Annotated in this window: 22 protein-coding genes; 6 read left to right on the top strand and 16 right to left on the bottom strand. The window is 65.2% G+C overall.

All coding sequences use genetic code 11. The annotated features are described in order from the left end of the window. From MR825_RS03215 to rimP, 5 genes are all read right to left on the bottom strand, one after another. The coding region (locus MR825_RS03215) for a translation initiation factor IF-2 N-terminal domain-containing protein (RefSeq protein WP_287878822.1) at positions 1 to 1223 on the bottom strand (1223 nt) is incomplete at its 3' end. 115 nt (positions 1224 to 1338) lie between these two features. After that, complete coding sequence (locus MR825_RS03210) at positions 1339 to 1941, bottom strand: L7Ae/L30e/S12e/Gadd45 family ribosomal protein (protein WP_186906903.1); 603 nt, start codon at positions 1939 to 1941, stop codon at positions 1339 to 1341. Continuing rightward, entirely contained in the window at positions 1934 to 2206 is a 273-nt protein-coding gene (gene rnpM / locus MR825_RS03205) for an RNase P modulator RnpM (RefSeq protein WP_186906904.1), read from the bottom strand. Before rnpM ends, MR825_RS03210 begins: the two co-directional genes overlap by 8 nt. Before the next feature lie 113 nt (positions 2207 to 2319). Then, on the bottom strand, positions 2320 to 3468 hold the full coding sequence (gene nusA, locus MR825_RS03200; protein WP_186906905.1) for a transcription termination factor NusA: 1149 nt from the start codon (positions 3466 to 3468) through the stop codon (positions 2320 to 2322). Positions 3469 to 3499: 31 nt separating this feature from the next. Continuing rightward, positions 3500 to 3955: a ribosome maturation factor RimP gene (rimP, locus tag MR825_RS03195; RefSeq protein ID WP_186906906.1), complete on the bottom strand. Its 456-nt coding sequence runs from the start codon at positions 3953 to 3955 to the stop codon at positions 3500 to 3502. Positions 3956 to 4252: 297 nt separating this feature from the next. On the opposite strand from rimP, the gene MR825_RS03190 reads away from it, so the two are divergent. The 3 genes from MR825_RS03190 to MR825_RS03180 are packed head-to-tail and all read left to right on the top strand — an operon-like array spanning position 4253 to position 8509. After that, positions 4253 to 5185, top strand: coding sequence for an AAA family ATPase (locus MR825_RS03190; RefSeq protein WP_287878815.1), 933 nt, complete (start codon positions 4253 to 4255; stop codon positions 5183 to 5185). Positions 5186 to 5192: 7 nt separating this feature from the next. Beyond that, positions 5193 to 6200, top strand: a complete 1008-nt coding sequence (locus MR825_RS03185; protein WP_287878814.1) for a DUF58 domain-containing protein — start codon at positions 5193 to 5195, stop codon at positions 6198 to 6200. Further along, the gene (locus MR825_RS03180) at positions 6197 to 8509 is read left to right on the top strand and encodes a transglutaminase-like domain-containing protein (protein WP_287878813.1); all 2313 of its coding nucleotides are present in this window, start codon (positions 6197 to 6199) and stop codon (positions 8507 to 8509) included. The genes MR825_RS03185 and MR825_RS03180 overlap by 4 nt, the downstream gene beginning before the upstream one ends. Before the next feature lie 90 nt (positions 8510 to 8599). Here the strand turns inward: MR825_RS03180 and MR825_RS03175 are convergent, their stop codons facing one another. The 5 genes from MR825_RS03175 to MR825_RS03155 form a co-directional block, all read right to left on the bottom strand. Next, on the bottom strand, positions 8600 to 10465 hold the full coding sequence (locus MR825_RS03175) for an LTA synthase family protein (RefSeq protein ID WP_256175136.1): 1866 nt from the start codon (positions 10463 to 10465) through the stop codon (positions 8600 to 8602). A gap of 111 nt (positions 10466 to 10576) precedes the next feature. Beyond that, positions 10577 to 11158: an ATP-binding cassette domain-containing protein gene (locus MR825_RS03170; RefSeq protein ID WP_287878812.1), complete on the bottom strand. Its 582-nt coding sequence runs from the start codon at positions 11156 to 11158 to the stop codon at positions 10577 to 10579. Continuing rightward, the gene (locus tag MR825_RS03165; protein ID WP_256175132.1) at positions 11155 to 11826 is read right to left on the bottom strand and encodes an ABC transporter permease; all 672 of its coding nucleotides are present in this window, start codon (positions 11824 to 11826) and stop codon (positions 11155 to 11157) included. The genes MR825_RS03170 and MR825_RS03165 overlap by 4 nt, the downstream gene beginning before the upstream one ends. Positions 11827 to 11905: 79 nt before the next feature. Next, complete coding sequence (locus MR825_RS03160) at positions 11906 to 12988, bottom strand: ABC transporter substrate-binding protein (protein WP_256175131.1); 1083 nt, start codon at positions 12986 to 12988, stop codon at positions 11906 to 11908. Between the two features lie 28 nt (positions 12989 to 13016). Further along, entirely contained in the window at positions 13017 to 13667 is a 651-nt protein-coding gene (locus tag MR825_RS03155) for a Crp/Fnr family transcriptional regulator (protein WP_256175129.1), read from the bottom strand. A gap of 147 nt (positions 13668 to 13814) precedes the next feature. On the opposite strand from MR825_RS03155, the gene MR825_RS03150 reads away from it, so the two are divergent. Next, entirely contained in the window at positions 13815 to 14150 is a 336-nt protein-coding gene (locus MR825_RS03150; protein ID WP_287878811.1) for a hypothetical protein, read from the top strand. 70 nt (positions 14151 to 14220) lie between these two features. Here the strand turns inward: MR825_RS03150 and MR825_RS03145 are convergent, their stop codons facing one another. Both MR825_RS03145 and MR825_RS03140 read right to left on the bottom strand, forming a co-directional pair. Beyond that, positions 14221 to 14760, bottom strand: coding sequence for a cob(I)yrinic acid a,c-diamide adenosyltransferase (locus MR825_RS03145; protein WP_256175127.1), 540 nt, complete (start codon positions 14758 to 14760; stop codon positions 14221 to 14223). 87 nt (positions 14761 to 14847) lie between these two features. Next, positions 14848 to 15282 (bottom strand): RrF2 family transcriptional regulator, encoded by a 435-nt coding sequence (locus tag MR825_RS03140; protein WP_256175125.1) that lies wholly within the window; start codon positions 15280 to 15282, stop codon positions 14848 to 14850. 310 nt (positions 15283 to 15592) lie between these two features. Between MR825_RS03140 and aroF the strand changes: the two genes are divergently transcribed. Both aroF and MR825_RS03130 read left to right on the top strand, forming a co-directional pair. Continuing rightward, a complete protein-coding gene (gene aroF / locus MR825_RS03135) occupies positions 15593 to 16612 on the top strand; it encodes a 3-deoxy-7-phosphoheptulonate synthase (RefSeq protein ID WP_186906917.1) in 1020 nt (339 codons plus the stop codon). Next, positions 16609 to 17475 (top strand): prephenate dehydrogenase, encoded by an 867-nt coding sequence (locus MR825_RS03130; RefSeq protein ID WP_186906918.1) that lies wholly within the window; start codon positions 16609 to 16611, stop codon positions 17473 to 17475. Before aroF ends, MR825_RS03130 begins: the two co-directional genes overlap by 4 nt. Positions 17476 to 17646: 171 nt before the next feature. Here MR825_RS03130 and MR825_RS03125 read toward each other — a convergent pair whose 3' ends face one another. The 4 genes from MR825_RS03125 to MR825_RS03110 all read right to left on the bottom strand — a co-directional run. Next, positions 17647 to 17982 carry a thioredoxin family protein gene (locus MR825_RS03125; protein WP_186906919.1) on the bottom strand — a complete coding sequence of 112 codons (336 nt, stop codon included), beginning with the start codon at positions 17980 to 17982 and terminating at the stop codon, positions 17647 to 17649. A 13-nt stretch (positions 17983 to 17995) separates the two neighbouring features. Next, entirely contained in the window at positions 17996 to 18958 is a 963-nt protein-coding gene (locus MR825_RS03120) for a permease (protein WP_186906920.1), read from the bottom strand. A 130-nt stretch (positions 18959 to 19088) separates the two neighbouring features. Beyond that, positions 19089 to 19403, bottom strand: a complete 315-nt coding sequence (locus MR825_RS03115; protein ID WP_186906921.1) for an ArsR/SmtB family transcription factor — start codon at positions 19401 to 19403, stop codon at positions 19089 to 19091. A gap of 232 nt (positions 19404 to 19635) precedes the next feature. Next, a partial coding sequence (locus MR825_RS03110) for a xanthine dehydrogenase family protein molybdopterin-binding subunit (protein ID WP_287878809.1) occupies positions 19636 to 20598 on the bottom strand: 963 nt, incomplete at its 5' end.

Genomic DNA, 20598 nt, shown 5'->3' with positions numbered 1-20598 from the left:
ACGATGATGGGGATGCCGGCGGCCTTGGCGTGGTTGATGGACTCCACGGTCTGGGGCATAATGCCGTCGTCCGCGGCCACCACGAGGATGGCGATATCGGTGACCATGGCGCCCCGGGCGCGCATGGCGGTAAAGGCCTCGTGGCCGGGGGTATCCAGGAAGGTGATGGTCTTGCCGTTCACATCCACCTGGTAGGCGCCGATATGCTGGGTGATGCCGCCGGCCTCGCCGGAGACCACGTTGGCGGAGCGGATATAGTCCAGCAGGGAGGTCTTGCCGTGGTCCACGTGGCCCATGACCACCACCACGGGGGCCCGGGGCACCAGATCCTCCTCCTTGTCCTCCGCGGTGTCGATCAGGCGCTCCTCGATGGTAACGATGACCTCCTTCTCCACCTTACAGCCCAGCTCCTCGGCAATGATGGCTGCGGTATCAAAATCGATCACATCGCTGAGCGAGGCCATGACGCCGTTCTTCATCAGGGTCTTGACCACCTCGGCCCCGGTCTTCTTCATGCGGGAAGCCAGCTCGCCCACGCTGATCTCGTCGGGGATCTTGACCACCAGGGGGGTCTTTTTCGCGATCTCCATCTGGAGCCGGCGCATCTTCTCCTGTTCCTCCTGGCGGCGCTTGTTCCCCTGGAACGCGCCCCGGCGGTTGTTGTTGCGGCCCTGGAACTTCTGCTTGCCCGCCTGCATCTGATTGGTCTTTCCGGCGGCCAGCTTCTCCAGCCGCTCGTCGTATTTCTCCAGGTTGACGTTGCCGCCCTTGCGGGTATCCACCACCTTCTTTTCCGGTACCCGGGTGGCGGGGCGGTTTGCCGGCGGCTGACCGCCGTTGTTCTGGGTCTGCGCGCCCGCCGCCCCGGCCGCCTTCTGGGCCTGGGGCTGGGCCTCCCGCCGGGGCTGCTGCTGGCCGCCGTTCTGGGCCGGGCGCTGGTTCGGCTGGGCCGGGCGGTTCCCCTGGTTCTGCTGCTGGGGCGCAGGAGCCTTGGCGCTCTGGGCGCTCTTGGGCTCCCGGTACACATCGGCGTAGATGCTCTCGATGCTCTCGACCTGATTGCGCTGGGTCAGGCTCTCAAAGATCAGCGACAGCTCGCGGTCATCCAGCACCTGCATGTGATTTTTGGGTGTCGTCGCGTATTGGGTCAGGATATCGGCAATCTCCTTGGAGTTCTTGCCAAAATCCTTGGCCACCTCATGGACTCGATACTTGTTCAGCAAATAAAGCCACCTCCAACTGGCAGGCTTGCACCAATAGGAAAGCGCGGCGCCTGCGCTGCGCTTTCTTATTGGAACAAGCCCGGTTCATTCCAATGCTCACGTATGCCATTTCGTCTCATGGCGTCTTCTTCTTGACGGTCACCACGCCCCGGGGCAGGGAACGCTTGGGCTTGGGTGCGGGCGCTTCCGCCTTGGACGGCGGCGTCCCAGGCCTTGCGGCTTGGGCGCCGGCTCTGCGGCGGTGCTCCTCCGCCCTGCCGGGCGGGTGCGGCGCTTCCTTCGGCGGCGCGGCCCAGGGCTTCTTTTTGCCCGTTTGCAGGTTTTTCTCGTGGCGGCGCTGTTCCTTTTGGCGCTGAAGGGTCTTTTCCGCCCGGACCGCCAGCTCCGCCGCCGCCGCGCCATACTGCTCCGGGTCCGCCCCGGCCAGCTTTCCGGCCAGCGCGGAAGCAAGCCCCACGTCGGTCAGGGCCAGCATGGCGCAGGACGCGCGCCCCACCATGCCCCCCAGCACGCTCTTGGGATAGGGCAGACGCAGCACGCAGGTCTTGCCCGCCTCGGCAAAGTGGGCGGCCCGCCGGGCGCTGTTCTCCGCCGCGTCGGCGGCCACCAGGATCAGCCTGGCCTGCCGCGCCCGCGCGGCGGCGCCCACCGGCTCTTCCCCGATCTCCAGGCGTCCCGCCTTCCTGGCGATGCCGATCAGGTGCAGCACACTATCCATCTCCGCCCTCCTTCATCTGCTCCTCCAGGGCGTCATACACCCCGTCGGGCATGGGGGCGGAAAAGGCCCGCTCCAGGGCCCTGGCTTTCCGCGCCCGCTTCAGGCACTCCAAATCGGGGCAGACATAGGCGCCCCGGCCCGGCTTTTTCCCTTTAAAATCCAGGGAGACTTCTCCCTCCGGGGACTTGACCACCCGGATCAGCTCCTTCTTCGGCTTCATCTCCCGGCAGCCGACGCACTGGCGCAGGGGTATCTTCTTGGGCACGGTACGCTCCTCCCTTCCCGCTGTTGCGCTCGCTGAGGCGTTTGCGCGCTGATTCGCCGCGCGCCTTTTCCCCGCCCGCAGCGCCCCCGTCCCCCGGGGCTCCTGCGTGGGCTTTACGCCTCAGTCTCGTCTTCGTCCTCGAGCACCACGTCCTCCGGCTCTTCCCCGGCGGGGGCGGACGCGGGCTTAATGTCGATCTTCCAGCCCGTCAGCTTGGCGGCCAGCCGGGCGTTCTGCCCCTCCTTGCCGATGGCCAGGGAGAGCTGGTCGTCGGGCACCACTACCCGGCAGGTCTTGCCCTCCTCCTGGGTGGCGACGCTGATGACGTCCGCGGGGGAGAGGGCTGCGGCGATATAGGCGGCATGGTCCTCAGACCATTTGATGATATCCACCTTCTCGCCCTTGAGTTCGTCTACGATATTGTTGACCCGCTGGCCCTTCGGCCCCACGCAGGCGCCGATGGGGTCCACGTTGGGGTCGGCGGACCAGACGGCCAGCTTGGTGCGGCTGCCCGCCTCCCGGGCGATGGACTTGACCTCCACGGTACCGTCGTAGATCTCGGGTACCTCCAGCTCAAACAGGCGCTTGACCAGGCCCGGATGGGTGCGGGAGATGAGGACCTGGGGCCCCTTGGTGGAACGGCGGACCTCCACCACGTATACCTTCAGGCGCATGCCCTCCACGTAGCTTTCGCCGCGGACCTGCTCGCCGGGGGCGAGGAAGGCCTCGGTGGCCTCGCTGCCGGAGCCGATGCGCAGGCTCACCCCGCCGGAGCGGGGGTCCACGCGGGTGATCACGCCGGTGAGGATCTCATGCTCCTTGGAGCTGAACTCATCATATATCATGCCCCGCTCGGCCTCCCGCATGCCCTGGATGATGACCTGGCGGGCGGTCTGTGCGGCGATTCGGCCGAAGTCGCGGGTACGCACTTCAATGCGGATCACATCGCCCAGGCCGGCCTGAGGCAGCTTCTGACGGGCCTCCTCCAGGCTCATTTCCGTACAGGGATTGTCGACGGTCTCCACCACGTCCTTCTTCACGAACATGCGCACCGTGCCGGCGGCCTCGTTGGCCTCCACCACCACGTTGTCCCCCACGCCCTCGTGATCGCGCTTATAAGCGGAGACCAGGGCCTGGGTGATCTTCTCCAGCATATAGTCCTTGGGGATGCCCTTTTCCTTCTCGATCAGTCCGATGGCGGCAAAGAACTCCGCCCCGTCCAGTTCATTGGACTTCTGCGCTTTCGTATTCTTCTTCGGCATAGCTATTCTCCTTCACAATCACCACGCGGCGTCAGAACCGCACGCTCAATCTCACCCGGGCCACGTCCTTTTTGGGAAAGGTACGCTCCCCCTGCGGCGCGGCGATGGTCACGTCCCCGTCCTGATAGGCCAGCAGCGTCCCCACATGATCCTTCCGGCCGTCCGCCGGACGGTAGAGGCGCACCTCCACCTCCGCGCCTATAAACTGTTCAAAATGCTCCGGTTTTTTCAGGGGGCGGTCCGCCCCGGCGGAGGAGACCTCCAGCACATAGCTGCCCTCGATGGGGTCCGCCTGATCCAGCGCGTCGGACAGAGGGCGGGAGACTGCCTCGCAGTCATGGATGGAAACGCCCTCCGGCTTGTCGATATACACCCGCAGAAACCACTGCCCCGCCTCCCGGACGTACTCCACATCCCAGAGCGAACAGCCCTGCGCCGCCGCCATGGGCGCGGCAAGGCCCTGCACCAGCTCGGTCACTTTCGCCACGGGCTCACCTCCGTTTCAAGTCTTCCAGAAAATTGCTTCCCGGTTTTATTCAATAAGAAAGAGCGGGGCGAACCCCACTCTCACCATACTTCCACTACTATCCTGCCCAACTATACCACAAAAGCGCCCCCAGCGCAAGGGTTTGGCGCGATTTTTTGCTTCCGCCGCCGGAACTTCGGCAATGTGCGCTGCGTCTAAAGCTGCGGCTGCGGATTTGTAATCGTATTTTCGTTGACATAATGGTACGCTTTGATAAAATAGACCCTATGGATGAAACGAGACAAAGGAGACTGGCTTATGGAAGGCAACCGTGTGGCGCTGGCGATCCTGGAGCAGGTAAAAAAAGCCGTGGTCGGCAAGGACGAGGTGCTGGCCAAGGCGCTGCTGGCCATTCTGGCCCGGGGGCACATCCTGCTGGAGGATATCCCCGGCGTGGGCAAGACCACCATGGCCCTGGCCTTTTCCAAGGCCCTGGCCTTACAGTATAACCGGGTCCAGTTCACCCCGGATGTGATGCCCTCGGACATTACGGGCTTTTCTCTCTTCAACAAGCTCTCAGGCAAAATGGAGTATCAGCCGGGGGCGGTGCTGTGCAATCTCTTTTTGGCGGACGAGCTCAACCGGGCCACCAGCCGCACCCAGTCCGCCCTGCTGGAGGCCATGGAGGAGGGCCAGGTCACGGTGGACGGAACGGTGCACCCGGTGCCCCAGCCCTTTTTGGTCATCGCCACACAGAACCCCGCCGGCGCCTCGGGCACTCAGCTGCTGCCCGACTCCCAGCTGGACCGGTTCATGGTGCGCCTGTCCATCGGCTACCCCACTGCCTCGGACGAGGCCGATATGGTCCGCCGCAAACAAAGCGGCAATCCGCTGGAGCGCGTGGAGCAGGTGCTGGACCTGGACGGCCTGAACGCCCTCCGGGCCCAGGCCGATGCGGTGCACGTGTCCGATCCGGTACTGGATTACATCGTCCGCCTGGTAGGCGCCACCCGGGAGCATCCCATGCTCCTTCAGGGGGCCAGCCCCCGGGCCACCCTCGCGGTGACCGCCATGGCCAAGGCCGCCGCCCTGGTCCTGGGACGTGATTATGTAAATCCGGAAGACGTGCGCACCGTCTTTTCCGATGTGGTCAGCCACCGGCTGATCCGCTCACCCCGGGCACAGCAGGACGGCAGATGCGATCCGGCGGGAGACGTGCTCAAAGTCGTGCCCGCGCCCCGCATCAAGTGAGGCCGCCATGCTGCACCGACGTGTCGCTTACGCCGCCGCCCTGGCTGCCGCCCTGCTGTTCCAGATCTTTTTCAAGGGCTGGTTCTCCGCGTTCCTGCTTGCCCTGGTGGTCATTTTTCCTGTTCTGGCCCTGGCTTTGAGCCTGCCGGCCATTCTTTCCTGCGCCCTGGAGCTCTCTCCCTGCGTCCCGGCGGTGGAGCGGGGCGGCGCCGCCCGGTTCCAGGTCCGGCTGCGCAACCCCGCCGGGCTTCCCCTCTCCCTCCTGCGGGTCCGTTTGTCTTATGTCAACCAGCTGACCGGTCAGACCGAGACCCTCCGTCGGGAGGTGCGCGGCGCCTCCCGGGGCGCGGCCTTTTCCCTGGACGCGGACACCGCCCACTGCGGACGCCTGGTATGCACCGTGACGCGGCTGAGCATATGCGACCTGCTGGGGTTGTGCTCCCTTCCCCGCCCGGTCTCCGGTCAGGCGGAGCTGCTGGTGCTGCCTGTGCCCGCATCTCTTGAGATCCCTCCGGAGCTCACCGGGGAACAGGACCGCGGAAAGCGCCTGCGGCCCCGGCCCGGCGGCGGCCCCGGCGAAGACTATGACCTGCGCGCCTACCGCCCCGGCGACCCCATGAAGAGCGTCCACTGGAAGCTCTCCACCAAGCGGGACGAGCTGGTGGTACGGGAAGTGCTGGAGCCCTGCCGGGCGGAACTGATCCTGAGCTTCGATCATTTCGGTACGCCCGAGACCCTGGACGCCGTGCTGGACCGTCTGTGCGCCCTGTCCCGGGCCCTGCTGGAACGGGAACGCCCCCACCGCATCCAGTGGGCCGACCCCGTGAGCGGCGCAGTGGAGGACCATTCGGTGGAGGATGCGCGGGGCCTGCGCGCCGCCCTCGCCGCCGCCTGCTCCGCCCCCGCCCCGGAGACGGGCCGTTCCATTCTGGACGGAGCGCTCTGCGTCCAAAGCGCCGGAGGCCGCCACATCCACGTGACGGCCCACGGCCTGAAAGGGGGCGCAGCGGTATGAGGCGTCGCCGTGCCCGCACGCCCCGGCGGGGTCCTCTTGGCGTACTGGGGGACGGGGCGCTGCTCTTTCTGATTCTGACCGGGACGCTTTTTTCCTTTCTGACCGCCTTCGGCGCGGCGGTTCTGTCCCTGCCGCTGCTGCTGGGCTGCGCCGCCTGCGCCCTGCTTTTCCTGGGGGTCTTTTCCCTGCCCCGGCGCCGCCTGTCGCTCCTGCTGCTTCTGCTGCTCCTGCTGGGGCTGTGGCTCCTGGCCCTGTGGCGTCTCTGGGATACGCTGACGCTGGGCGAGATCGCCCTGCGCTGCGCCGTTCACAATTCCATTGCCGACAGTCTGGGCCGGAACAGCTACATTCACCCCATCGCCCAACTCCCGGAGCAGACCTGGCTCCGCGCCGCCACCACGCTGGCGCTGTGTGCCGCGGCGGCGCTGGGCGCGCTGCTGGGCCTGTCCATCGTCCGGCTGCGCTCCGGTCTTCTGACGCTGCTCTTCTCCCTTCCCTTCCTGGCCGTTCCCCTGGCGTTCACCCTGACCCCGGCATGGCTGCCCCTGATGGCGGTACTGCTGGGCTGGGGCGTGCTTGTGCTCTGTTCGCTCACCGCCCGGTGGGACGGCGGGGGAAGCGCGCGGCTCTGTCTGGTCGCCCTGCCGGTGCTGGCACTCGTGCTGCTGCTACTGAATGTGGCTCTGCCGCAGGAGTCCTACCGGCGCCCCGCCTGGGCGGACCAGGCCAACGAGGCGATCACCAACTGGGCCGTGCGCGTAAGCGACCGGCTCTTCCCCGGCCTGAAGCTGGGGGGCGGCGGCACCCTGTCCGGGGCCGACGCCAGCGTGGACCTGGCCGACGCGGGCCCCCTGCGCTATTCCGGGCGTACGGTGCTGGAGGTCAGCACCTCCCTGCGGGGCCGGCTCTACCTGCGCGGATTTTCCGGCGCGGTATACGACGGCGGCTCCTGGGCGCCCCTGGATGAGCAAAGCTACGAGAGCGAGCCCCTCTACAGCAGCACCTACCGCCCCGCCTGGACCCGGGACGACGTTCAGCCCATGAATTTTCCCGCCCTGGCCGACCGCGCCAGTGTTCCGGGCAAGGACTACGCCAGCGTCACCATCCGCAATCTGGGCGCCGATCCGGGCTATGTATACTATCCCTATCAGCTGCTCTCCACTCCGGAAGAGATCTCCGGCGGGCAGTTTGTACACGACGCTTATCTGGCCCGGGAGGAAGGCGTCTGGACGCATACGCTCTATGTGCAGCCCGAATGCGACCCGCTCTCCGGCGCCCAGCTGCCGGAGGAGCTCCGGGACGCCGAGCAGGAATACGCCCGCTTCGTCTATCAAAACTACACCGGCGTGCCGGACGCACTGAGCGACACGCTGTACCGCCACCTGATCTCCATGGTGGCCGAGCCGGAGGCCTGTCTGCCCGGCGGCGCGGAGAACGAGCACTATCAGGCGCTGATGTACGGCAGCTATGGGGGCAACGCCGCGTTTGCCCTGACCCTTTCCGCCCTGATCTCCGACTACCTGGGCCAGCTGGCCGTGTACGATCCGGCTACGCCCGCCGTCCCGGAGGGGGAGGATTACGTGCGCTGGTTCCTGGAGGAAAGCCGCCGGGGCTACTGCATGCATTTTGCCAGCGCCGCCGTCCTGCTGCTGCGTTATAACGGCGTCCCCGCCCGGTATGTGTCCGGCTACGTGGCCGACGTGGCCTCTTCCGGAACGGCCCGCGTGCCCGACTCCAACGCCCATGCCTGGGTGGAGATCTACCTGGACGGCTACGGGTGGCATCCCGTGGAGGTCACCCCCGCCTACGCCGGGGCGCAGCCCGGCCAGAGCGGCACTCCTGCCGAAACGGCGCAGCCCACGCCCACCCCCAGCGCGGCTCCCGCGCCGTCCCGGGGCCCCAACGCCGCCGTGCCCACGCCCACGCCCACGCCTCAGGCCCAGGCGGCCCAGAGCGCGCCCTTCGATCTACGCCTGCTGCTCTTCCCGGCGGGGATGGGCCTGCTTCTGGCGCTGTTCGCCCTGCGGCGGCGGCTGGCGCTGAGGCGGCGGGAGCGCCGTTTCCGCCAGGCAGACGCCAACCGGGCCGTGATCGAGGCCTATCTCTACCTCCAGCGGCTGGAGCGCTGGGGCGGCGTGATGCCGGAGACGGCTGAAGCGCTCGCCAAAAAGGCCGCGTTCAGCCAGCACGCCATGACCCAGCCGGAGCGGGAAGCCGTTGTCTCCGCCGCCCGCGCCTGCGCCGCCCGCGTGGACGCCGCGCTCCCCCGCTGGAGACGGCTGCTCTTCCGGTATTGGTTCGGGCTGTAGACGCTCTGGAAGGGCGCAAGCAGGGAACGTCCCCCGGCGGTCCTGGCGGGACCGCCGGGGGACGCCACAGTCTGTCGAAAACGGCCCGCGTCATTCGGTCAGCGCAAATACGCCGGGAACCCGTTCGTCCTTGTCAAAAACGTTGTTGTACTGCAAAATCCGGTACTGCGTCAGCTGGTCCGCCAGCGTTTGAGGCAGGGCGTCCCGCTCTCCGTACCAGTTGCCCGCGCTGTCCCGGATCCCCACGGTGTTGATCACAGGGAGCTGCCGGCGGAGCCGGGACAAAAACGCCTGATACTGCGTCCTGGGCAAATTGGCGGCGTCCATCAGCAGGGCGGAGAGATAATTGAGCGAGAGCTCCACCCCCTCCTCCTCCGGGATATCGTAATTGGCCCAGAGCACAAAGGGCACCATCTGCTTTTTTTCCGCCCAGGCGGTGGCGGGGTCGGTTCCCAGCACCCGGTTATAAAAGCTGGTGGCCACCTGGGGCTGATGGTCGCCGAACAGCAGGATCATCGTCGGCTCCTCCACCTGGGCGAAATATTCCACCAGCTCCTCAAAGGCCCGGTCGCTCTCATGGATCAGGGAGAGGTACTGGTCCACGGTGGGGAATTTCCCCTCCATGGGCCCGGTCAGCCAGCTCGTCCGTTCCAGGCCGGTCCAGGGCATGTTGTAGCTGCTGTGATTCTGCATGGTCACGTTGAAGAAAAAGAGCTTTTCGCCCGCTTCCTTTTCCTCGTAGAGCCGGATGAGATGCTCATAGTTGGACCGGTCGGAGACATACCCCTCCCCGGCCTTGCCCCGCAGGTAGTCCCAGTCCTGGAAATCCCGCTGGAAATACGTCTCGTCAAAGCCGTAATCGGCGTATACGCTCACCCGGTTCCAGCCGGAGGTCAGATAGGGGTGCATCGCCACACAGCGGTAGCCCAGCGCCTTCATCTGTCCCACCAGGGAGGGGTCCCCGTCGGACACATAGAGCTGGTAGGCCACGGTGCTGGCCGGTAGAAAGGCCATGGTATTGCCGGTGAAAAATTCATATTCGGAATTCGCGGTGTTGCCCCCGAACACGGAGGAATAGGCATAGCCCTTGATCGTGTTTTCCGTCAGGGAGCGGAGGAAGGGCATCGCGTCCTGATTGGTCTGCACGCCCGGCAGCACCGACAGGTCGGAGAAGGACTCGTTCATGACGACGATCACGTTGACCGGCGTCTCCCCCTCGGCTTCGGCGCCGGCGGCCGCGCCGCCGGCCAGCGCCTGGGCGGCCTGGGGGGAGTAGCCCTCCGGCTGCTCGGTGCGCATGTACTTCATACAAACGGTAAAATTCAGCAGCAGGCCGTTGCCCCGGGTGGTCCACAGGGAGGGCTGCACGCCCAGGGCCTCCACGATCCCGGTCCCGAAGAAGAGCGCGAGGTACGCCGCCGTCACGCCCGCGGTGCACGCCAGCCGCCTCCAGGAGCGGGCGTGCCGCGCCTCCCGCGGCAGCAGCGACACCAGCAGCAGAACGGCCAGCATGATCAGGAAGGTGATCACCTGTTTGAAGTCGGGGGTATAGTCGTAATGGACGGCCACATTCGCGGCGGTACGCAGGGAGAGGAAGTCCGCCGGGAAGAGGGTGCGCCCCCGAAAGGCGATCAGGTAATGGCTGGCGCAGCCGAACGCCCAGGCCGTGCCCAGACCCCACTTCACCGCCGATGTCCGCCGCCGGAAGATCGTGTAAAACGCCAGCTCCCCCAGATAGTACCAGGCCAGGTTGAGCAGGATCTGCACCGCGGTGAAATCGGTCCAGGGGTTATTATAGTTGAGCGCCTCCACCAGCGTGAAGGAGAGCAGCGGGGTCAGCAGCAGCAGCAGGCGGGAGATCCGGGCCGCCTTGACCTCGTCCAGCGCCAGCTTGGGGTAGCGCAGCCGCCGCCGCAGTTCATTCCGTTGTTTGGGATAGGACACCTGGGAACTCATATTACGCCTCTTTTACCCTTTCATGACGGCTTTTTTACGTTTTGCATGGTCTGCATTATAGCAAGCAAAGCCCGAAAGCGCAACGCGCTTTCGGGCTTTTTAATGAAATCTTCATCTGTTTTTTTGCCGCAGGGGCGGGCCCTCCAGAGCGAGCACCCGGTCGCAGCAGGAGAGCACCGCCTCCTGATGGCTGGTCAGCAGCACCGGCGTTCCCAGGGCCCGGATACGCGCCAGGATGCGTCCGGCCCGCTGCGCGTCCACACCGGCAAACGGTTCGTCCAGCAAAAGCAGCGCGCCCCCGCAGGCCAGGCACCGGGCCAGCGCCAGCCGCCGGCCCATGCCGCCGGAGAGCTGGGCCGGATACCGCGCCTGCTCCCCCGCCAGCTCCACCAGTTCCAGCCAGCGGCCGGCCTCCCCCCGCCGGGCCTTCGGCAGCACATCGGTGATGTGCTGCCCCACCGTGCGCCAGGGCAGCAGCCGGTCCTCCTGAAAGAGCAGGCTCACCGGTCCGGGGAGGGACGCCGTCCCGGCCTGCGGCTTTTGCAGCCCCGCCAGTACCCGCAGCAGGGTGGTCTTGCCGCAGCCGGAGGGTCCGGACAGGGCGGTGATCCCCTGCTCCGGCACCGCCAGGGAAAATCCGTCCAAAACGGTCTTCTCTGCAAAACAGACGGTAATATTCGACACCGATATCACACCCGCGCCTCCTTTCCCCACCGCCGGAACAGGAAACCCAGGGCGTACTCCAGCACAAAGCTCAGGGCAATGACCGCCGCCGTCCAGGCGAAGAGGGCGGGCGTGTCCAGGGTGATCTTGGCGCGGTAAAGCTCCTTGCCGATGGCCAGGGCGGGCTGGCAGAGCACCTCCGCCGCCACCCCCGCTTTCCAGGCCAGGCCCAGGGCGGTGGCGCAGCCGCTGGCGACATACGGCAGGGCGCAGGGCACATAGATGAGACGCAGCTTCTTTCCGGGGGAAAAGCGGTAGGCCCCGGCGGCCTCCAGCAGCTTGGGATCGGTCTGGCCGATCCCTTTGCACACATTGCCCCACAGTACCGGCAGCACCATCAGCGCGGAAACCACGGCGGGCACCCGCCCTGTGGGCGCCCACAGGAGCACCAGCACGATGAAGGAGGCCACCGGGGTGGCCCGGATCACCTTCACCGCCGGGGCGATCAGCCGTCCGGCCCAGGGCTGGGCACAGGTGAGGGCGGCCAAAAGCGCCCCCAGGGCCGCGCCTGCGGCAAAGCCGCCGAAAATGCGCCCCAGGCTCATCAGAGCCGAGCGCCAGAAAACCGCCGTTCCCGCCAGCTCCCACAGCCGCGCCGCCACCGCCAGCGGACCGGGCAGCAGCAGCTGCTTGCCCACCCAAAGGGCCGCAAGCTGCCAAACCCCCAGCCAAAAGGCCAGGGGTATGACAACGTTTCGTATTCTTGCGCCTATCCGATTACGGGACGTAGTAGAAGGCGTCATCGGGGATGGCACCTCCGATCGAAGTGGGATCGGCCGCAAAGAGCACCTCATAGTAGCTGGAAACCTCCATCAGGTCCTCCCCGTCCACATAGACCAAATTGGCCTGGGGGATGGCCGCCTTGGCCACGGCGGCCTTGGGAACGATCTCATACTGCTCCATCAGGGCGGCGGCCTGCTCGGGTTCGGCGTTGGCGTATGCAATGGACGCCTTGTAGTCGGCCAGGATTCCGCTTACCAGCTCGCTGTTCTCCTCCAGCCACTCCGTGCGCCCCACCAGGCAGCCCATGGTGAACGTCCCCCGGGCGCCGGACCCGGCCCAGGCGTCGTTCAGGTCCACCGCGTCCCGCACGTCGGCGTTCTGGAGCATGACGCTGGTGGCCGCGGGTACCGGGAGCATGCACAGTTCGATCTCGCCGGAGGCCATGAGGGTGGTCAGCTCGTCGCTGGTCTTCCACTCAATGGTCACATCCCGGCCGGGGGTCAAGCCGTTCTGCTCCAGCAGATAATGGAGCACATACTCCGGATTGGCGCCCTGGCCGGTGGCGTAAAGGGTCTTGCCCGCCAGGTCGGCCATGCTGTGAACGCTCTCGCCGTTCTCCAGAATGTGGAGCACGCCCAGAGTATTCAGGGCCAGCAGCTTCACGCCGCCCTGGGTCTTGTTGTACAGGCTGGCGGCCAGATTGGTGGGCACGGCGGCCAGGTCCAGCTCGCCGTTGATGAGCTTGGGCACGATGTCGTTGGCCGGGTCGGCGCCCAGGGTCACCTCGTAGCGCAGCAGGGTGCCCTCATAGGTCCCGGCCTCCGCCTGGGCAAAGTCTGCGTCGTTGTCGGCCAGAAGCTTGGCGGCGCCCATACCGGTGGGGCCTTTCAGCAGGCCCAAGTTTACCGTAACATAAGGCGCCGCTGTTTCCGGGGCGGCGGTCTCGGGGGCCGCCGTCCCGGGCGGGGCCGTCTCCGGAGCGGCCGTTCCCGGGGCGGCGGTGGAGGCGCACCCGCCCAGCAGGCCGAAGGTCAGGGCCAAACTCAGCAGCAGCGCCGCAGTTTTGTTCCGTTTCATGATTTCCTCGTTCCTTTCCTCGTTTGGATCACAGCCCGTTCAGCCGCTCCTCATCCAGCAGGCGGATGCCCGCCGCCTCCCGCCGGATGGCGCCCGAGGCGGTCAGGGCATCCAGCGCGCGATAGAGGGAGGCCCGGCTCACACCCAGCCGTTTGGCCAGGCCTGTCGCCGAGCAGTCCCACTCCATCCAGCCCTCCCGGCTGTGCGTCAGCAGATACTGGGCCAGCTTGCCCTCGGCGCTTCCGGCGGCGAGGGCGTCGATCTTCTCATTCAAAAACCAGATGCGCTGGGACAGGTAGGCCACATAATTATACCCCACCGCCGGGAAGCGGGCCATCAGCTCCTCCACCAGTGCCTGTGGAAAAAAGAGCAGATCACACCGGGAACGGGCGGTCAGGGTGGTGGCGTAATCCGCCCGGTCGTTGAACAGCGCCGCCGCGCCGAACAGATCGCCCGGCTGCAGCACGCTCATGATGAGCTCCCCCTTGTTCACCTGCACCCGGCCCGCCAGCACCACCGCCAGGCAGCGGCGGAACCGGTGGGGCGCGTAGATGACCGTCCCCCGTTCCGCCCGCTCCCGCCGGCAGCGTCCGTCCGACAACGCAAACATGAGGGCCTGTTCCGGCGCGCCCCGAAACAGGAAGGTCCCCGCCAGCAGCGCCCTCAGTGTCTCCTCCACGGCCGCGCCCCATTTCTGTCTCAAATGATACAGTTTAGTTTATCACAAACTTTTAAAATGTCAACCGCTTCCATTCATTCTTTTTCCGAAAAGGGTCCCATATGCGTTCAAAAGCATAGTATGGGGAGAAAAAGGAGGGAACTCACCATGGTGAAACGCAATGACCAGCGGGCGCTGGAGCGGGCCAGGGCCCAAGCCGCCGCCCAGGCCATCATCGCCCAGGGCCGCCGGCTCCAGCCGGAGCAGGCGGCGGCGCCCGCGCTGGAGGAAGAACCGATGAACCGCTACCGAAACCCGCTCCAGGAGCGCCCGGCGGGTCCTGTTTTCCTGCCGCCCTATCCCTGTGGAAGCGACGCGCAGACACAGGCGTGCCTGGAACGGATCCTGGAGACCCTGGTGTGCCAAACCCAGCTTTTGGTGGATCTGCTGGGGGCCGTCAACTCTCTCACCGCCGCTACGCTGAGCGTCCGGGACCGGGGCTGAAAACAGGCTGAGCCCCCGCCCAAACGGCGGGGGCTCAGCGGCAGCCGGACAAAGCAGGTCTTTGTCCTCTTTAAAATTCGATCTCTTTCCGGGCCATAACGCCCCGGTCATAGGGGTGCTTTTCTTTCACCACGTGGGAAATATAGTCCGCCCGCTCGGCCAGCTGCGGGGGCAGGCTGTGACCGGTGATCGCGACCTCCATCCCCTCCGGACGCCCGTCCAGGAAAGCGCAGAGCTCCTCCATGGGCAAAAAGCCGTAGGTCGCGTCGATGACCTCGTCCAGCACCAGCAGGCGCGCCTGCTCCTGCCGGGCCAGCTCCACCGCCTGGCGGAACAGGCTCAGGCAGTTCTCCGCCGTCTCGGCCTTTTCGTCGTCGTTCATCTGGAAGGTGAACTTGTTTACGCCCTTCGTCCGCAGCAGCGTGATTTCGGGAAAGCGCTCCACAGCCTTCCCCTCGCCGCCGGCGCCGCTCTTCAAAAACTGAGCGACGACCACTCTGCGCCCCCAGCCCGCACACCGGAAGGCCAGGCCGAAGACCGCCGTGGTCTTCCCTTTTCCGTCCCCATAATAGAGCTGGACCAGCCCTTGCTCCTTTGCCAAACGGATCACCTCGCTATTTTATTTGGATCCCCCGGCGGACAGGCGGCAACCGCCTGTCCGCCGGGGCAGGATCAGTATAACAGGCTTTCCCGGCTTTTACAACTGCGTCCGGCCGCCGCACTTCTCGTGGTAGCGGCGCACCAGATCGGCCAGCGTCAGATGGTCCACCACGCCGTCCACGGCGGCCTGGATCTCGCGCCACACCTCTACGGTGACGCAGCGGTCGGCCCGCTCGCAGCAGCCCACGCCGTCGGCGCAGCTCACCGGGGCCAGACTGCCCTCCAGCACCCGCAGGATCTCGCCCACGGTATAGCCCTCCGGCGTCCGGGTCAGCAGATAGCCGCCTCCCGCGCCCCGCACGCTGCGCACCAGGCCCGCACGGGAGAGTTGGGTCACGATCTGTTCCAGATATTTGTCGGAGATTTCCTGCCGCTGGGCCACATCCCGCAGCGGGACGGCGCTCCCTTCACTGTGGATGGCCAGATCTAACATCAGGCGCAGGGCATAGCGCCCCTTGGTGGAAATTTTCATGTGGCATCCCTACCTTTTCTTATCCTTATAATACCACAGGTTCACTAGGAATTCAAGCCAAAAACTCCCCCTTGACTTTTGCGCCTAAAAGTGCTAAAGTACGCAGTAATAGGGAGCGTGGTTTTCTCATGTGGAAGCACACCGGTTATGGATACGGCTATTACCGCTATTATTATGGTAGCGGTTCTTCTGCCTGCCCATAACCGGCCTGTCTGGATGAGGCGTTCCCTGCATCGATCAGGACGCACCCGCCGCGGCGGCCCAGTTGGGCTGCCGCGGTTTTTGTGTTACAGGAAAGGAGCATACTGCAATGGTTGTCATTTTAAAACGAGAGCATACCCAGCAGCAGCTGGAGCAGGCCGTGCGCGCCATGGAGGCCGGCGGAGTCAAGGTCATGATATCCAAAGGGGCCGAGACCACTATTTTGGGCGCCGAGGGCAACGCGGAGGGCATCGACCAGGAGAAGGTCGCCCTTCTGCCGGGCGTAGAACGGGTCATGCGGGTCACCGAACCCTACAAGAAGGCCAACCGGAAATATCACCCGGACGACACGGCGATCGATCTGGGCAACGGTATCCTGGTGGGCGGCCAGCGTCTGGCCGTCATCGCCGGCCCCTGCTCGGTGGAGAGCGAGGCGCAGATCGTGGCGGTGGCGCAGGCCGTGAAGGGCGCCGGAGCGGCAGCCCTGCGGGGCGGCGCGTTCAAGCCGCGCACGTCCCCCTATTCCTTTCAGGGCCTGGAGTGCCAGGGGCTGGAGCTGCTGAAGGAGGCCCGCGAGGCCACCGGCCTGCCCATCGTCACCGAGATCATGGGCACCGAATACATCGACCTGTTCGAGGCGTGCGTGGACGTGATCCAGGTGGGCGCCCGGAATATGCAGAACTTCGACCTGCTGAAAAAACTGGGACGGCATACCACCAAGCCCATCCTGCTCAAACGGGGCCTCTCCAACACCATCGAGGAATGGCTCATGAGCGCAGAATACATTATGGCAGGCGGCAACGAAAAGGTCATTCTCTGTGAGCGCGGCATCCGCACCTTTGAGACCTACACCCGCAACACCCTGGACCTGTCCGCCGTACTGGCGGTGAAGCGGCTCTCCCATCTGCCGGTGGTGGTGGACCCCTCCCATGCCTGCGGCAAGGCCTGGATGGTGGAGCGAATGAGTCTGGCCGCCGCGGCCGCCGGAGCGGACGGTCTCATCGTGGAAGTCCACAACGACCCGCCCCATGCGCTGTGCGACGGGGCGCAGTCCATCACCCCGGAGCAGTTCGGCACGCTGATGGACAAGCTGGGCGCGCTGGGCGCCTGCATAGGGAGAACGGTATGAAACACACGATCGTCATCGTGGGCCTGGGTCTGATCGGAGGAAGCCTGGCCCTGGCCCTGAAGGGTTTCGAGGATTTTGAAGTGGTGGGCGTGGACGTATCCCAGCCCACCCTCCGCTACGCCCGGGAACACGCCGTGGCCGACCGGGTCTGCGAGGATGCGGCGGCGGTGTTGGGGCAGGCCGACGTGGTGGCGCTTGCCCTGCACCCCCAGGGGATCGTGGATTTTCTCAGCGCCTACCGGGATCAATTCAAGCCCGGCGCGCTGGTATGGGACGTATGCGGCGTCAAAAGCGCAGTCATGCAGGCGGCCCAGGTCCTGCCGGCGTCGGTGGACTTCATCGGATGCCATCCCATGGCGGGCACCGAGTTTTCCGGGATCGAGCATGCCTTTGCGGAGATGTTCCGGGACTCCCACTTCATCCTGTGCCGCCGCCCGGACAGCACCCCGGAACACGTGGCCCTGCTGGAACGCATGGCCGCCCATATGGGCTTTCGGGACGTATACCAGACCACGCCGGAGGCCCACGACGCTCTGATCGCCTACACCAGCCAGGTGATGCACATCATCGCCGTCTCGGTCTGCGACGACCCGATGCTCTTTGACTGTAAGGGCTTTGAGGGCAGCTCCTTCCGGGGCTGCACCCGGGTGGCCGCGCTGGACGTGGGACTGTGGACCCAGCTTTTCTCCCTCAACGCCCCCGCCCTGCTGGAGGTGCTGGACCGGCTGCTGGCCAACCTTCGGTCCTACCGGGATACCCTGGCCTGCGGAGATCAGGGCCGGCTGTCGGAGAAGCTGGCCTTCTCCGCCGCCCGCAAGCGGCAGATGAGCCTGCCCGGCCCCGACCTGCTGGGTCCGCTGTAGCATGGATACGGCATCCCGTTCCGCACGGGGCGGCCGTTGGCGGCCGTTCGCCTTGCCCGCCCGCCCCGGAAAAATGCCCGGCTTAGCGCCAGGCATTTTTTCGGGACAGCACCGCAGCCTTTGCCAAGAGCGAGCCGCAAAGAACCTGTGCGGCGGCGCCCGGTGGTACCGTCACATTCTCGCCCGTGCGATAAGCGTCTTTGCTTCTTCCTTTCGGAGCACCCTGCCACAGGACACTACTTTTCCATCGACCACCAGCGCCGGGGTCGTCATGACGCCATAGGACGCGATCTGCACGAAGTCCGTCACATGCTCGACGGCGGTTTCCATGCCCAGTTCTGCCAAGGCGGCCCGAACCGCCTGCTCCAGCGCGTTGCATTTCGCGCAGCCGGAGCCCAATACCTTCACCCCCGTGACGGCTTCCGGCGCCCCGGTCCGCTCCGCGCCGCCGGTCCCTGCGCAGCAGCCGGGCCGCAGCTTCTCTTTTTTGGTTCCAAACAGTCCCATAACAATACCTCCATTAAATCAGTAAGCCCTGAACCGCATTGAACAAATATCCTACAATCGTGATCCCAACGACACAAATACCGATGAACAGTCCCAGCAGCTTCGGCTTCACCGCCTTGCGGAGCAGAATGACGGACGGCAGGCTCAATGTGGTAACCGCCATCATAAAGGCCAGGATGGTGCCAAGCTGCGCACCTTTGTAGAGCAATGCCTCCGCAACGGGGATCGTACCGAAAATATCCGCGTACATGGGAGCGCCGGCCAGTACCGCAAGAAGCACGCCGAACGGGTTGCCGCCGCCTAAAACAGCTTCGATCCAGCGTTCCGGAATCCAGTTATGGACGACCGCGCCGATCCCCACTCCAATCAGGATATAGGGGAACACCTTTCGGAAGGTGGACGCGGTCTGCTCGTTCGCGTACTGCAAACGCTCCCGTTTTGTCAGTGCGGGGCAATCCGCCTCCACGCTTCCCGCCTTGCGGATGAAGTCCTCCACATAGGCCTCCATGTGCAGTTTTTCAATCATTGTTCCGCCGGCCACTGCAATCACCAGCCCTATGATGACATAGACAACGGCAACCTTCGCGCCGAAAACGCTCATAAGCAGCATAAGGCTCCCCAGGTCCACCATCGGAGAGGAGATCAAAAACGAGAACGTTACCCCAAGCGGCAGTCCCGCGCCGGTAAAACCGATAAAGAGCGGGATGGAGGAGCATGCGCAAAAGGGCGTCACAGTCCCCAGCAGGGCGGATACGACATTCGCCCCCACGCCATGAAAACGGCCTAAGATCTTCTTGCTGCGCTCAGGCGGAAAATAGCTCTGGAGATACGATATCGCAAAAATCAGTCCGCACAGCAGTACCGTGATCTTGATGCCGTCGTAAAGGAAAAATTGAACGCTTCCCACCCAACGTGCGCCCGTGTCCAGTCCCAGGGCAGTCAAGAGAGCTCCCACCAGCCTGTTCAGCCAGTTCATTCCAAGGACCTCATTCTGAATCAACTGCCACAGAGCCCGTAAAACCTGCAAGCATATCCCTCCGTTTCGCTGTTCATATCAATTTTTTTGATGTGTTTTCGAAAAAAATTTTCCCGTTCCGCCGCCCCTCCTATCGGCAGCAGTCCTCTTCGCCGCTTGGTCCCAGGTCCGGCGTGGTAAGCTTCATCAGCAGTTCCGCCGCGGCGCCGCGCCCGGTGTCGCTCAGGCGGTAATGGGTCCATTTCCCCTCCTGCCGGCTCGCGACGATCCCCGATTCACATAGAATCTTCATATGGTAGGAGACGGCGGACTGCCCCATCTCCAGCCGGTCCATCAGCACACAGGCACATTTTTCACCGCTGCGGAGCAGTTCCAGAATCGCAAGGCGTTTGGGATCGCACAGTGCCCGGAACACCTTTGCATGTTTCTGATGATCGGTCACCATGTCCTCCCCCTTACATCAAAAATATTTGATGTAATTCATCTTATGCCAACGCCGCCCGTTTGTCAACCGCTTTTGGGCATACCGGCCCGTCCCGGCTGGTCTCGGCCCGATCAGGCCTACCTCCTTCCCTTCCGGTCATCACCCGCCGGCGGCTCCGCCCCGCCTGACGGCCCCTTTTGCCGCAGGGGAACGCCCGCGCCGGTAACGGCGCGGGCGTTCCCCTGCGATGGCGCTAGTTCTTTGTCCGGCTGTAAGGCGTATTTTCCAGCGGCAGGGTGGTGCGGAAGTTCCCGTCCCAGCGGTAATAGGCGTTCTGGACGGCGGGGGCGGTGGGGATGGAGGTGATCTCTCCGATGCCCACGGCCCCATAGGCCAGCGGCTCCGGGTTGGCCTCCACGATGATGGAGCGCACGTCCGGCGTCTTGTCCGCTCGGAACAGGCCCAGGGTGCCGAATTTGGCGGCAGGCCGTCCTTCCTCCAGGGGGAACGCCTCCGTCAGGGCGTAGCCCAGACTCATGACCACGCCGCCCTCGATCTGTCCCTCCACGCTCAGGGGATTGATGGCCCGGCCCACGTCGTGGGCGGCCACCACCTGCTCGATGGTGCCGTCCTCCCGCAGGCACACCACCTGGGTGGCGTACCCGTAGGCCACATGGGAGACCGGATTTGGCTTGTCGGCGCCCATGGGATCGGTTTTGGCCAGATACTCCCCCAAAAATTCCCGCCCCTCCAGCTCTTCCAGGGTCTTTCCCCCGTCCAGCTCGGCCTTGATCTGCACGCAGGCCCGGCGGCAGGCCTCGCCGGTGATGAGGGTCTGGCGGGAGCCCGAGGTGGTGCCCGCGTCGGGGGCGTTGTTGGTCTCCGCATTGGGGTAGACGATGCGCTCCCGGCCCACGCCCAGGGTCTCGCAGGCGATCTGCTCCAGCACGGTGCCCAGTCCCTGTCCGATGCAGGAGGCCCCGGAGCGCAGATAGAGCTTTCCGCCCTCCACGGTAATGCGGCAGCGGCCCCAGTCGGGCAGGCCTACGCCCACCCCGGCGTTTTTCATGGCACAGGCGATGCCCGCGTAGGGATGGCTGTCGTAGAGGGGCTTTACCGCCTCCAGCGTCTGCACCAGGGCGGTCCCGGGGCAGGCGATCTGGCCGTTGGGCAGCACCTGGCCCGGGCGAATGGCGTTGCGGTAGCGGATCTCCCA

It is taken from the genome of Lawsonibacter sp. (assembly GCF_022777125.1).
GTDB classification, from domain to species: domain Bacteria; phylum Bacillota; class Clostridia; order Oscillospirales; family Oscillospiraceae; genus Lawsonibacter_A; species Lawsonibacter_A hominis.
Note: the sequence above shows the minus strand (reverse complement) of the source record. Positions and strands in the feature narration are given on the sequence as shown.